Here is a 13,575-nt window from a genome sequence, read left to right on the forward strand (position 1 = left end):
CGGGGGCTGGGCGCGATCCGAGGGATGGCCCGCCGCGAAGGATCAACAGTCCGGTGGCTCCCTCATCTGGCGCGATGCTCCCGATGTCGTCGGTGTCGGCCGGGAGGCGCCCCGGCAGGTTTGAGTGCAGACACATCGTTTTGCTGGGGGGTGACTATCGCACCTTCTGGATTGCGGTGTGCGCCGATCGTCGAAATTCAGCCTGTCGGCGGCCGCGACCCATACCTCCCTGAATGTCCGGTGCCGGATACGGGAGGCACGGACGGAGAAGCGTTCGCGCGGCCGCGGCGCGAAAATCGATGCCGGATCGGATTGAGCGTTCACAAAGAGGGAAGGGGATGCCCGCATGACCGCAATGCAGGACGTCTGCACCGACCTGGCGACGGAAGGGGCCGAACTCGCCCGCCTGGTGGCGGACCTGTCCCCCGAGCAGTGGTCCGCGCCGACCCCGGCCGTCGGCTGGACGGTCCGGCACCAGGTGGCGCACCTGGCGCTGGTCAGCCACCTGATCGGCCTCGGGGTGGACGACCCGGTCGCCTTCGAGGCCGAGACCGCGCCCGTTCGGGAGGACTTCGAGACCGGCATGGCCGCCCTTCTCGCCGAAGGACTTGCCGAGCCCGTTCCTGACCTGTTGCACCGCTGGGCCGACCGGCGAGCCGTCGCAGTGAAGGGACTCGCCGCCGCGCCCCGGAGCGAACCGGTGCCCTGGCTGGCCGGCCCACTGCCGGCCAGCGTGCTCGCCGCGGTCGCGCTGATGGAGCTGTTCGCGCACGGCCAGGACATCCGCGAGGCCCTGGGCGTTCCGTACGCCTTCACCGACCGCATCGGGCACATCGCGTTCCTCGGCACCAGGACCCGGGACCTGGCCTACCGGGCCCGCGGCCTGGAGCCGCCCGCCGAGCCGTTCCGGTTCGAGCTGACGGCCCCGTCCGGCGTCCGCTGGAACTTCGGTCCCGAGGATGCCGAGCACCGGATCTCCGGCCCGGCTGCGGACTTCTGCCTGCTCGTCACCCGGCGCAGGAACCGCGACGACCTCGGGCTGAGCGCCGCCGGCTCGGCGGCAGAGCACTGGCTGGGCATCGCCCAGACCTACCTCGGGCCGCCCGGCGGGGGCCGCGCCCGCATTGGGCAATATCGCATATAGATCGGCCCGTCGGCGGCTGGTTTCCTCGCTCTCGGGTCGATTCGGCCCGACCGCCACAAGGGACCTGGAGGCGTGCCGTGCCGGAACAACGGACGAGTTGGTGGGTGCTGACCGGGCGGGCCTGCACCGTCGCGTCGATCCTCGCCGGACATCTGGTCGCAGCCCTGCCGCAGTTGGTGACCCGCGGCGGCCGGGCCCGGCTGGCGGACCGGGCGCCGAGGCTGCTGACCGCGCTCGGCCCGTTCTTCGTCAAGGCCGGGCAACTGGTCAGCACCCGCCGCGACCTCGTTCCCGAACGCTGGTGCGACGCGCTCGCAGGACTGGCCGACGAAGTGCGCCCGCCCCGCCGCACCGCAGTGGCCCGGACCCTCGTCGAGGCCGGACTCGCCGACGCCTTCGCCGAGTTCGAGTGGGAACCGGTGGCCTGCGGAAGCATCGCCAGCGTCCATCGCGCCCGACTCGCCGACGGCACCGAGGTCGCCGTCAAGGTGCAGCGGCACGGCATCCGCCCGGTGCTGGAGGCCGACCTGAGGCTGGCCCTGGCCGGCGCCCGGGCCGGGCGGGTGATGCCGAGCATGCGGGACCTGCCCGCCGAGGAGATGATCGGCCAGCTCGGCGGCGCCGTGCTGCACCAGCTCGACTTCACCGCCGAGCGGGACTCCCTGCTCCTGCTGCGCGCCAACCTCGCCGGCCACACCGACCTGCGGATCCCGGCCCCGGTCGACGGTCTGTGCGGGCCGAAGGTGCTCACCATGGAGTTCATCCCCGGCATCGGCCGCTTCCGGCCGCTGGGCATGACCCTGGAGCGCCGCCAGGCGGTGGTCCGCGACGTGCTCAGGGCCGTCTACCGGATGCTCTTCGTCGACGGGCTGGTCCACTGCGACCTGCACCCCGGCAACCTCTGCCTGGACGGCGAGGGCCGGGTGGTGGTCCTCGACGCCGGATTCGTGGTGCGGCTGCCCGACGCCGTCCGCCGCTCCTTCGCCGGCTTCTTCCTCCACATGGCGCAGGGCAACGGCCCGAAGTGCGCCGACATCGTCCTGGACAGCGCCGCGCGCCTGCCCGAGGACCTCGACCGCGAGGGCTTCCGGGCCGCCGTGACGGACCTGGTGGACGAGGCCTTCGGAGCGCTTTCCAAGGACTTCGAGCTCGGTGTGTTCGCGCCGAAGCTGTTCGAACTCCAGCGGGACTTCGGGGTGTTCGCCGCGGCCGAGTTCGCCTTTCCGCTGCTGTCGCTGCTGGTGCTGGAGGGAATGATCAAGGAGTTCGACTCCGAGGTCGACTTCCAGGCCGAGGCCGTCCCGGTACTCATGGCCTCCTTCGCCAAGGACGTCGAGGTGGACGCCGAACGCCGCACCGGCCCTGGTCCCGGCGAGCTCGTCGGCTGACCAGAACCCACCCGCACCGCACCGCCCCGTCACGCCGGTTCGGCAGCAGAGGAGTCCCCGATGTCCGAGGTCGCACCCACCGGCCGCTCCGCCCCCCACCCGTCCCTTCCGGTCACGGCTCCCGCCCTCCCGCGGACCGGGCCGGCGATCCGCGGCGGCCGCCCGGAGGGCGTCGGCGGCCGGCCCGCGCCGGGCCGGCCATGAACGCCGTCATACGGCCCGCGGGGCTGGTCGCCGTGACCGGCGGCACCGGATTCCTCGGCTCGCACACCGTCGCCGCCCTCGCGGCCGCCGGGGCGCGGGTACGACTGCTGGTCCGCGACCCGGCGCGGGTGGCGCCCGCGCTCGGCCCGCTCGGGGTCGACCCGGACGCTGTGCGAACGGTCGTCGGAGACGTCACCGACGCGGCCGCGGCGAGCCGGGTGTGCGAGGGTGCCGACGCGGTGGTCCACCTGGGGTCGGTGTACTCCTTCGACCGCAGGCGCCGCGCAGCCATCGCCCGCACCAACGTGCTGGGCACCGAGACGGTTCTGCGGGCCGCTGTCCGCTCCGGCGCCCGAGCGGTGGTGCACGTCTCGACCGTCGGCGCGCTGATCCCCAGCGCCGATCCCGAACTGCACGCCGACAGCGCCGTGGGGCGGCCGACGGAGCCGTACTTGGCCAGCAAGGCGGCCGGCGAACAGGTCGCCCGGCTGCTCCAGCAGGAGGGCGCCCCCGTCCGGATCGCCTACCCGCCCGCCCTGCTCGGCCCGCACGACCCCGGGATCGGCGACCAGACCGGCCGCCTGCGCGACGCGTTGCGGGGTCTCATGCCACTCTGGCCGACGGGCGGCTTCCCGCTCGGCGACGTCCGGGACACCGCCACCGTCCTGGCCGCTCTCGCCACCGGGGCGGCGCCGGACACCCCGGCCCGGATCTTCACCCCCAACCGCTTCGTCAGCACGGCCGACTACCTGGCCGCCCTGCGCGCGGCCACCGGCCGCGCCCTGCCCGCCGCCCGGCTGCCCGGCCGGGCCATGCTCCCGGCGGCCCGGCTGGTCGACGTCCTGCAGCGCTGGTGGCCCTGGCACATCCCGGCCGAATACGGCGCGGCCTACACCTGCGTCCATGCCGTGCCCGTCGCGGCGGACACCGCGGCCGGCGGCCCGGCGCCGCGGCCGATCGAGCAGACGATGGCCGAAACCGCTCACTGGCTCTACCGCGAGGGACTGCTGACCCGGCGTCAGGCAGGCGCCGCGGGTGGACGGACCGCACCATGACGGCGCGGCCGCGTGGCGGCGCCCCGGAACCCGAGGAGACGACCGTGACAGCGGCGCAGACCCAGCACGACCCGGCCGAGCAGCACGCGGTCTACCGGTGCAGCAGGGAGGCGATAGCCGCCCTGGTGGCCGCGCTGCCGGACCCGGCCACGGTCGGCGTGCCCGCCTGCCCGGACTGGAGCGTGCGGGACCTGGTCGGGCACCTGGTGCACATCGGTGAGTCGTTCGTCGCCCTGGAGGACAGCCAGATCGACCTGGACCCGCTGGCCGGCGTCCCGGTGACCGAGCTGCTCGACCGCTGGGAGCGGCTGGACGGCGCGCTGTCCGAGGCTCTGGGCCGCAGCCCGGAGCTGCGCAGGCGGATCCTGCTGCTCGACGTGTTCTCGCACGAGCTCGACCTTCGGTACGGGCTGGACGCTCCCGCCGAGCCGACCGCTCACCCCGCGTTCGACGGTGCGCTGGACCTGTCCACCATGGGTTTCGGCCTGGCGGTGCACGGCGCCGGCCTGCCGGCGCTGCGGATCGAGATCCCCGGGAGGGCCTGGGTGGTGGGTGAGGGCACGCCCCTGGCCACGGTGCGCGGGGCGGCGGTGGACGTGTTCCGGTCGCTCACCGGCCGTCGCACCCGGCCGCAGATCCAGGGCCTCGAGTGGTCCGGGGAGTCGGCCGGGCGATGGGCGGAGGCGTTCTCCTGGGGCCCGTTCGCGCCCCCCGCGGTCGAGGTGGAGGCGCTCGTCGGGCGCTGAGCGCGGTCGGTGGCCGCGCACCGGGAGTCGCGCGGAGAGCACGAACACGGTGAACGGGCGGGATCGCTGCATCAGCGGTCCCGCCCGTTCACCGTGGTGCGGCCCCTCACGTCCCGGTCAGGGAGGGCACGCGCACCGAGAGGGCGTCGGGGACGGGCCGCTGCGGGGAGTCGAGCTCCGGCAGGGCCAGCAGGATCGGGAGGTCGAGCGCGGTGAGCGGGCGGGCGGCCAGTCGGACCGGTGCGTTGTCGTGGCCGTGGCGCACGCTGAGCTCCGGGCCCGAGGCGACCAGCAACGGCCGTCGCTCCCAGGGCGGGGCCGGGAAGTCGCTGGCGGCGACCACCGCCGCCCGGATGAACCAGAGACCCTCGGGGACACGCAGCGTGAACGGACCGGGCCCGTCCAGGATCTCGCAGGCGACGGGGCGGCCCTGCACGATGGGTTCGCGGAACGCGCCGATGTAGATCCGCACGGGACGGCCGGTCTCCGGCGAGCGGATGCTGCCGTGCACCGTGCAGGTGCGGCGGCCGCTGTCGGAGTGCGCCGCGCCGGTACCGGGCTGCCGGTCCCGCTCCGTCAGGCCGGCCCTGGCGAGGGCCCGGTAGCGTGCGGGCGAGAGGCTGACGCTGCGGGTGAAGCGGCTGGTGAAGGTCCCCAGGCTGTTGTACCCGACGCGGTAGGAGATCTCGGTGACACTGAGGTCGGTCTCCAGCAGCATGGTCTTCGCCTGGTGCAGGCGGACGGCGGAGAGGAATCGTCCGGGCGACGTTCCGGTGAGATTTCGGAACACCCGGGAGAAGTAGAACTTGCTGAGGATCGCCGTGTTTGCGATCTCGTCGAGGGAGAGCGGTTCCTCGTATCTGTTCCACATCGTCGTTATCGCGCGTTCAACAGCGATCTGCACAGCGTCTCTCCAAGTTCGTCGATGAATTGAGGGCAATCCTCCGGAAGCTGCCGGTGGCTCCGACAGGCCTCACCCGAATGCGATCGCATCGTTTTTCGGAGGCGAAGTGGGGTGTGCGGACATCGATGGAACCGTTGTCGCCCCGCGCACGGTCGAACCTGCGCAGGGAAATGCGCCGGATCCCGCCCTGCGACGGTGAAAGGATCGCGCCGATCGATTCCGGCAGGGCGGGACGGACGCCGGAATTCAGCTGCCGGACAAGAGGTGTAGAACGCGCCGCCGGGCTGCCTGCAGGCTCGCCCAGGAGCTGACCGCCAGGATTTCCCGGTCGTCCGCGCCGGCCTGCCGGACGGCGGCGACGACCCGCTCGTCGACCCGGTAGGAGGCCAGCGCGGTGAGCAGGGCGAGTTCACCCGCCGGGCGTTCGCCCGGCGGCAGCTCGTCCAGCAGGGCGTCCAGCCAGGACCGGCCCAGACCGGGGTCGGTGCCGTCCCAGCGGGCCGTTTCGGCGGCCACCAGCTCGCGGACCCGGGCGGGCACCAGTTCGGTGCCGACCCGGTCGACGGCCGCCGTGCTGCGGGCCAGGGCGTCGGCGATCCGCGGATCGGCCGCCGCCCAGTCCAGGTCCGGCGGCAGCGGTGCCGCCGGCAGCAACGACAGCGACGTGCCGGGTGCGGTCGTCGCCCGGACGGACCCGCGCATCAGGCCGATCAGCACCCGGAGCACAGGCCCGAGCGCCTGGCCCGGGGAGTTCGGCGGCAGCGGGTGCGGGCCCAGGAAAATGTTGACCATGCGGTTGAGGTACTGCAGGCACAGCGCCGTTCCTGCGAGTTCCGGCAGCAGCTGCGGCGGGAACGGCAGCCCGCCCCCGGTGGCGATCCACGCGGTCAACTCCTCGGCTCCCGGCTCCCCGGCGGCCGGCCCGCGCCGACCGGACCGGCGCTGCGGGACCGGCCGTAGGGACAGCGAGTCGCGCATGGTGCCGTGCATCGTGGCGCAGAACGGGCACTGGTTGCCCGCCGATACGGCGGCCGCCACCGCCTCCTTGGCCGTCCGCGTGGCAAGTCCCTCGGCCAGCATCGTCTCGCGGAGGGTCACCCAGCACGCGGCGAGCAGCTCCGGCACCGGGGCGTGCAGCGCCACCGGCGGGGCCAGCACCCCGAAGTCCCGTTCCAACTCCCGGTAGATCCGGGCCGTGTCGCCCGCTGCCTCGCCGAACGACACGGTTCCGACGTGCCGGACCTGGACCAGGGACAGCCCCCTGAGCGGTGCCTGGACGAGCCGCCGTCCGCCGCTCACGAGCCTGCTCCGGACACGGTTCCCGGGCCGCCTCGGTATAGCCGCCCCTCGTCACCCGCAGGCATCCGCGAGTCCTCCCCTCGGCTCGTCGACGTCTTCCGTCGGTGCTTCACCCGATCGTGACATTCGGAGCAGGCTGGTCCTTCTTCTTTCTTGCGCTCTCCCCCCGGACGGGGGGAGAGCGCGGCGGCGGCGCCCGTGCCACAGGGGCTAGGGGACCGGGAAGAACGCCCGGACGAAGCGCTCGAACATCGCGTCGCCGATGGTCCAGCGCATCCGCGGCAGCAGCCGGGACGGCACGCCGATCCGGTAGCGGATCCGCGGACGGTCGCTGGTGACGGCCTTCTCTATCACCTTTGCCACGGTGTCCGCCCGCACCGCCATCCGGCCGCGGCCGGTGGGGTGCTCGGTCTCCCGGTAGGCGCCGTGCCAGTCGACGAAGTACTGCCAGAACTCGTCGTACAGGCCGGTCCGTTCCTGTCCGGACATGCCGAGGTCGGCGACCGACATCGGCACGAACCCGCCGAGCACCGGTGACGGCTCGATCAGCACCACCTTGATGCCGTCCCTGGCCACCTCGAGGCGCAGCGAGTCGCCGACGGCCTCCAGGGCGTGCTTGGTGGCCTGGTAGTAGCCGCGGCCGGGGGTGGCGAACTGGCCGAAGATGGACGACATCATGATCACCCGGCCGCCGCCCTGCGCCCGCATCCCGGGCAGCACCAACTGGGTCAGCCGGCACAGTCCGAAGAGGTTCGTCTCGAACTGGCTGCGCACCTCGTCGATCGGGGTCTCCCCGATCGTGCCGTTGAGGCTGTATGCCGCGTTGTTGATCAGGGTGCCGACAGCCCCGTGCTCTGCGCCGATCTTCTCCACCGCGGCGGCCATCGACTCCTCGTCGTTGACGTCCAGGTGCAGGACCCGGATGCCCTGGTCGGCCAGATCGGCCAGCGCCTCGGGACGCCGGGCGGTGGCGTAGACCGGCCAGCCGGCCCGGTGCAGCCGCAGGGCGGCGGCCCGGCCGGTGCCGGAGGACATTCCGGTGCTGGAGGAGGCGCCGGTCAGCAGGATCGCGCGCGAGCGCCCGCTCACCGCCCCTCCGCCAGGCGTTCCGCGGACACGGTCGCATCCTCCGGCTGCGAGGCGATCCGGCTACGGGTCACCGAGTTGCCGAGTCCCAGGCCGTCCACCAGGCGGTTGATGAAGGCGAACAGGGCGGCGGTGAAGACCGCCTCCAGCATTTCCTCGTTACTCCAGCCGGCGGCCTCGGTGGCGGCCCAGTCCTCGTCGGTGATCCGGAACGCGCCGGTGCCGACCTTGGTCACCAGCCGCATGAGCGCCTTGGTGCGCTCGTCGATCGGCAGCTCCTCCACCGAGGGGGCGTTCTCGATCGCGTCGGTCAGTTCCTGCGGGCCGCCGAACTGGGCCAGGAACCAGTTGTGCGTGCCGACGCAGTACGGGCACCCGTTGACCTTGGAACTCCAGGCGGAGATCATCTCGCGGGTCGCGCGCGGCAGCACCCCGTCGTTGAAGACGCCGCCGTAGCCGGCGATCACCACCTCGAGCAGGTCGGGGCGGCTGGAGACCAGCCGGAACATGTCCGGGACGAAGGGGATGCCCATCCGCGACTTGATCGCGTCGTACAGCTCCTTCGTGCGGCCCTCGGCCTCGGCCTCCTCGACCAGCGGGACGCGAACCGTGCTCAGCACATTCGGATCGGTCATGGGTGATCGCCCTCCCTTTCGACGGTGCGCGCTGTCCCGCGGGGTTTTTCGCGAACGCCGTGAAAATGTGCTGAATTACTTCCCGGCGGGTGTCGGCGCGGTTTTTCTCATGGTTGCAGGAATGTGGCTCGGCCCTCGTCTCCCAGATTGCCCTGGATGCGCCCGGCCCCCGCACGGCGACGGCCGCCGCGGTGCGTGGCACCGGGGCGGCCGTCGGGGCTGGGAACGGACGGGTCACTCGGCGCGCAGCCAGTCCGCCAGCCGCTCGCCGATCATGATCGAGGTGAGGTTGGTGTTGCAGTTGACGATGTGCGGCATGATCGAGGCATCGGCCACGTACAGGCCCTCCGTGCCGTGCACCCGCAGCCGCTGGTCCACCACCGCGCCCTCGTCGTCGGCGGTCCCCATCCGGGCCGTGCCGACCGGGTGGTAGCCGCTGTCCAGGCTGGTCCTGACGTACTGCTCGACCATCGCGTCCTTCTCGATCAGCCGGTCGCTCAGCACGATGAACCCGTCGCCCTGCGAGGCGATGCCGGGGTGATTGGCCAGCTCCCAGCAGGTGCGCACACCCTCGACCATCTTCTCCAAGTCGCGCTCGGTGGAGAGGAAGTCCAGTTGGATGTCGGGCCCGGCCGCCGGGTCCACGGAGGCCAGCCGCAGCCGGCCCACCGACTCCGGCTGCTGGTCCACGGCCATCACGCCGAAGATCATCGGGGCCTGGGCCAGCATCTGCAGTTCGGGGAAGAGCGTCAGGTCGAAGTGGTTGACCATGTAGTACTGCATGTCGTTGAAGTTCGCGGAGCCCTTGGACGTGGTCCGCACGATCGACTGCAGGAACGGCACATCCGCGTCGACCGCACCGCCCTTGGGGCGCAGGAACACACCGGTGCGCGGGTGGTCCTGCAGGTGGGCGCCGACGCCGGGGCGGTCGAGCCGTACCCGGAGGCCCAGGCGGGTCAGGTCCTCGGCCGGGCCGATCCCCGAACGCATCAGCAGCGTGGGGGAGTTGACCGCACCGGCGGACAGCACCACCTTGTGCGCCCGCAATTCCTCCGGCACCCGGCCGTCGGCCGCGGCCAGCACGCCCACCGCCCGGTCGCCGTCGAACAGCACCTCGTGCACCAGGACGCCCCCGACGACCGTCAGGTTGGGGCGGGCCCGCACCTCGGCGGTCAGGTAGGCCATCGCGGTGGAGACGCGGAAGCGCGGGTCGCGGCGGTTGGACGGGATCGGGCCGATTCCGGTTGCCTCGGGATGGTTGTGGTCGGCGGCCTCCGGGAAGCCGGCCGCCAGGCTCGCCTCGGTGAAGGCGAGCTGCATGGGCGTCATCTCGCCGGGCCGGAAGCGCCGGATCGGCACCGGGCCGCCGCTTCCGTGGTACTGGTCGGTGAAGTCCAGGTCGTCCTCCAGCCGCCGGTAGTACGGCAGCACCTGGTCGTACGTCCAGGCCGGGTTGCCTGCGGCCGCCCACCGGTCGAAGTTCTCCGGGACGCCGCGCAGCGCGATCGTCGCGCCCACCGCGGAGGACCCGCCGACGATCTTCCCGCGCGGGAAGATGATGCGCCGGCCGTCCAGGATCTCGGCGCGGAAGCGCCAGTCGTACGCGCTCATCGACATCGCGTTGCCGTCGGTGATGTCGTGCGGAATGTCGGCCCGGTCGGGAAAGTCCGGACCGGCCTCGACGAGGAGCACGGAACGGCCCGGATCCTCGCTCAGCCGGGCCGCGAGGGCCGCGCCGGCCGAGCCGGACCCGACGACTATCACGTCATACGTGTGCACCATGGATTAAACCTCGCCAGACGGGGATTCGAAGAGGCCGGTCTCTGCCGAGTTTCTCAGCGCACCGGTGCGGAGGCTTCTCCGAGACTGCCCATCCGTGCACTCCCGGAAATCCGCACCCCACCGTGCCCGACAGGCCGTTCGAACCCTGGCAACGTCAGAGAAGCACGCTTTGCTGACCCGGGACATCCTCGAGTGTCAGGTCCGGTGGCGGACAGTTGCCGAATTCGTTCGCAGCGGCCTACAGCAGATTCACTGTCGCCCACGGGAGGGAATTGGGATGTCGTACCGACGACGATTCCGCAGACTCGTACCCGGGTTGGTCACCGTATTGGTGGCCGCCTCGATGTTCTTCGTCATCCGTTCCTCGGTGGCGGTCGCGGGCGGTGAAGACACGGCAGCGGCCTACAAATTCAAGGAACTGCCGATCGCCATGCCGCCGGGTTACGAGTCGCGGCCCATGAACACGATCCGCAAGGTGAACCCGGCCTACGAGAAGATCCGCGCCTGGGTCTCCTCGGTCGGCGCCAGCATCGCCATCAACGACGTCACCGGCCACGGCCTCGCCGACGGCATGTGCATCGTGGACACCCGCACCGACTCCGTGGTGGTCACCTGGACCCCGACGGCGCGCGACGGCGACCGGTTCACCCCGTTCGTCCTCGACGGCAAGCCGCTGCCGATGGACGACACCATGGCGCCCACCGGCTGCACGCCCGGCGACTTCAACGGCGACGGCCGCAACGACTTCCTGGTCACCTACTGGGGCCGCACCCCGGTGCTGTTCATGGCTAAGGCCGACGCCGCCACGCCGTCCGCCGATGCGTACGTGCCGCGCGAGGTCGTCGCCTCGGAGAGCCTCGACGGCCGCTACCACGGCCCGCGCTGGAACACCGACGCCGCATACGTCGCCGACCTGGACGGCAGCGGCCACCCGTCGATCATCATCGGCAACTACTTCCCCGACTCAGACGTGCTCGACCCCCACGGCATCCGCAACGTCCAGATGAACGACTCGCTGTCCAGCGCCAAGAACGCCGGCGGCGACCACGTGCTGCGCTACCACTCGTCGACCACCGGGGCCGAGCCGGACGCCCGGTTCATCGAGGAGAAGGACGCCATCCCGTTCGACGCCTCCACCGGCTGGACGCTGGCCATCGCTGGTGCCGACCTGACCGGCTCCGGCCTGCCCGATGTTTACATCGCCAACGACTTCGGCCACGCGCACCTGCTGCACAACGTTTCCACCCCGGGCCGGATCCGTTTCGAGGAGGCCACCGGCGAGCGTACGCCGACCACCCCGAAGTCCTTCGTGCTCGGCAAGGGCTCCTTCAAGGGCATGGGCGTCGACTTCGGCGACGTGGACGGCAACGGCAGCTTCGACATGATGGTCAGCAACATCACCGTCGCGTGGGGCCTGGAGGAGAGCAACTTCCTCTGGATCAACCAGGCAAAGGACCAGGCCGAGGCCAAGAAGAAGATCGCGGCCGGCGTCGCCCCGTTCACCCAGGAGGCCGCCGACAACGGCGTGGCCTGGACCGGCTGGGGCTGGGACGCCAAGATGGGCGACTTCCTCAACAACGGCCAGCAGAACATCCTGCAGGCGGACGGCTTCGTCAAGGGCCACATCGACCGCTGGCCGTGGCTGCAGGAGATGGCCATGACCAACGACGACCTGCTCTCCAACCCGAAGATCTGGCCGAACGTCGGCCCCGGCGACGACCTGGCCGGCGACGAGGTGATGGCCTTCTACGCCCGCACCGACAACGGCAAGTTCGCCAACATCAGCAAGCAGCTGGGCCTCGACGTGCCGATCCCGACCCGCGGCATCGCCACCGCCGACACCACCGGCAGCGGCGCCCTGGACTTCGCCATCGCCCGCCAGTGGGGCCCGCCGGCCTTCTACGCCAACCAGTCCCCGGCGCTCGGGCACGACCTGACGATGCGACTGTACCGGCCCGCCACCGGCGCCACCGCCGGCCAGGGCCTGGCCACCACCGGCACCCCCGCCTACGGCGCCACCGTCACCATCACCACCCCCGACGGCAAGAAGCAGATCGGCCAGCTCGACGGCGGCGGCGGCCACGGCGGCTTCCGCAGCTTCGACGTCCGCTTCGGCCTCGGCGACCGGAGCGGACCCGTCACCGCCGACCTCACCTGGCGTGACGCCTCCGGTGCTCTGCACACCAAGACCCGGCAGCTGACCGCCGGCAGCCACACCCTCATGCTGACCGACGACATCCAGGAGGTGGCGGCCCGATGACCGCGACCGACATCTCGGACGTGGCCGCCCACGCCGTCCGACCCCGCCCCGCAAAGAAGCAGCCCAACCGCGACCCGCGGTACCTCGCGCTGCGCAACTTCGCCATCTCGATGTCCGTCTTCAACATCTTCGGCTACACCCTGCTGGGCTTCGAGCAGCCCTGGTTGTGGCCGCTGATCTGCGCGCCGTTCGGCTACCTCGTCGAGATCGTGCTCGAGATGATCAGCGCCTGGGCGCAGGAGCGCACCCCGCGCTTCCGCGGCAACGGCTTCCGCGGCCTGTACGAGTTCCTGCTGCCCTCCCACATCACCGCCCTCGCGGCGAACATGCTGCTCTACGCGAACGACCGGCTGCTGCCGATCCTGCTCGCCGTGTTCATCGGCGTCGCCGCCAAGCACGTCCTGCAGGCGCCCGTGTACGGCCGGATGCGGCACTTCATGAACCCGTCGAACTTCGGCATCACCATGGCGCTGGTGCTGTTCGGCTCCTGGATCAGCATCGCCCCGCCGTACGAGTTCACCGAGAACGCCAACACCTTCTTCCGGATCGGCATACCGCTGATCATCACCACCGCCGGCACCGTCATCAACGCCATGCTGACCAAGCGCATCCCGCTGATCGTCGGCTGGCTCGGCGGCTTCGTCATCCAGGCACTGCTGCGCCACTGGATCTGGGACGTGGCGGTGTTCTCCGCGCTCGGGCCGATGAGCGGTGTGGCCTTCGTCCTCTACACCAACTACATGATCACCGACCCGGGCACCACCCCGGTCAAGGGCCGCAACCAGTTCATGTTCGGCTCCTCGGTGGCCATGGTCTACGGCGTGCTGATGCTCTTCAACGTCGTCTACACCCTGTTCTTCGCCACCACGCTGGTCTGCGGCCTGCGCGGCGCCGGCTGGTGGGTGGCGCACCTCCGGAACAAGCGCAAGCAGGCGGGCGGGGCAGTCCAAAGCCCGTCCGGTCAGTTGGCCGCGCCCGAGCGGCCCATGGGCAACGAGGCGGTGGCGGCGTGACCGACAGTCAGCGAGGACCGGCCGGGAACGGTGACGAGCCGGCCGGCCGCGGACGGATC

The 13,575-nt window shown here is 71.5% G+C and carries 11 protein-coding genes; 6 read left to right on the plus strand and 5 right to left on the minus strand.

Going from position 1 to position 13,575, the window contains the following annotated elements; translation table 11 throughout:
- The first annotated feature begins 346 nt into the window (after positions 1–346).
- From ACQ614_RS33080 to ACQ614_RS33095, 4 genes are all read left to right on the plus strand, one after another.
- A complete protein-coding gene (locus ACQ614_RS33080) occupies positions 347–1,144 on the plus strand; it encodes a TIGR03084 family metal-binding protein (protein WP_431682715.1) in 798 nt (265 codons plus the stop codon).
- A gap of 77 nt (positions 1,145–1,221) precedes the next feature.
- Positions 1,222–2,532, plus strand: coding sequence for an ABC1 kinase family protein (locus ACQ614_RS33085; RefSeq protein WP_431682716.1), 1,311 nt, complete (start codon positions 1,222–1,224; stop codon positions 2,530–2,532).
- A gap of 200 nt (positions 2,533–2,732) precedes the next feature.
- Positions 2,733–3,791, plus strand: a complete 1,059-nt coding sequence (locus ACQ614_RS33090; protein WP_431682717.1) for an NAD-dependent epimerase/dehydratase family protein — start codon at positions 2,733–2,735, stop codon at positions 3,789–3,791.
- A 44-nt stretch (positions 3,792–3,835) separates the two neighbouring features.
- Positions 3,836–4,537 carry a maleylpyruvate isomerase family mycothiol-dependent enzyme gene (locus ACQ614_RS33095; RefSeq protein WP_431682718.1) on the plus strand — a complete coding sequence of 234 codons (702 nt, stop codon included), beginning with the start codon at positions 3,836–3,838 and terminating at the stop codon, positions 4,535–4,537.
- 106 nt (positions 4,538–4,643) lie between these two features.
- On the opposite strand, the gene ACQ614_RS33100 is transcribed toward ACQ614_RS33095, so the two are convergent.
- The 5 genes from ACQ614_RS33100 to ACQ614_RS33120 all read right to left on the minus strand — a co-directional run bounded on the left by ACQ614_RS33100 (position 4,644) and on the right by ACQ614_RS33120 (position 10,243).
- Positions 4,644–5,408, minus strand: coding sequence for a helix-turn-helix transcriptional regulator (locus ACQ614_RS33100; protein ID WP_431682720.1), 765 nt, complete (start codon positions 5,406–5,408; stop codon positions 4,644–4,646).
- Positions 5,409–5,687: 279 nt separating this feature from the next.
- Positions 5,688–6,740, minus strand: a complete 1,053-nt coding sequence (locus ACQ614_RS33105; protein WP_431682721.1) for a carboxymuconolactone decarboxylase — start codon at positions 6,738–6,740, stop codon at positions 5,688–5,690.
- Between the two features lie 210 nt (positions 6,741–6,950).
- Positions 6,951–7,829, minus strand: coding sequence for an SDR family NAD(P)-dependent oxidoreductase (locus tag ACQ614_RS33110; RefSeq protein WP_431682723.1), 879 nt, complete (start codon positions 7,827–7,829; stop codon positions 6,951–6,953).
- Positions 7,826–8,461 (minus strand): carboxymuconolactone decarboxylase family protein, encoded by a 636-nt coding sequence (locus ACQ614_RS33115; protein WP_431682724.1) that lies wholly within the window; start codon positions 8,459–8,461, stop codon positions 7,826–7,828. The genes ACQ614_RS33110 and ACQ614_RS33115 overlap by 4 nt, the downstream gene beginning before the upstream one ends.
- A 234-nt stretch (positions 8,462–8,695) precedes the next feature.
- Positions 8,696–10,243 carry a GMC family oxidoreductase gene (locus ACQ614_RS33120; RefSeq protein WP_431682726.1) on the minus strand — a complete coding sequence of 516 codons (1,548 nt, stop codon included), beginning with the start codon at positions 10,241–10,243 and terminating at the stop codon, positions 8,696–8,698.
- Between the two features lie 277 nt (positions 10,244–10,520).
- Here ACQ614_RS33120 and ACQ614_RS33125 point away from each other — a divergent pair, with 277 nt between their 5' ends.
- Positions 10,521–12,503 carry an ASPIC/UnbV domain-containing protein gene (locus tag ACQ614_RS33125; RefSeq protein WP_431682728.1) on the plus strand — a complete coding sequence of 661 codons (1,983 nt, stop codon included), beginning with the start codon at positions 10,521–10,523 and terminating at the stop codon, positions 12,501–12,503.
- A complete protein-coding gene (locus ACQ614_RS33130) occupies positions 12,500–13,516 on the plus strand; it encodes an enediyne biosynthesis protein (protein ID WP_431682730.1) in 1,017 nt (338 codons plus the stop codon). The genes ACQ614_RS33125 and ACQ614_RS33130 overlap by 4 nt, the downstream gene beginning before the upstream one ends.
- The last annotated feature ends 59 nt before the right edge of the window (positions 13,517–13,575 follow it).

Source organism: Kitasatospora dryopteridis (assembly GCF_050749075.1).
Taxonomy (GTDB): Bacteria; Actinomycetota; Actinomycetes; order Streptomycetales; family Streptomycetaceae; genus Kitasatospora.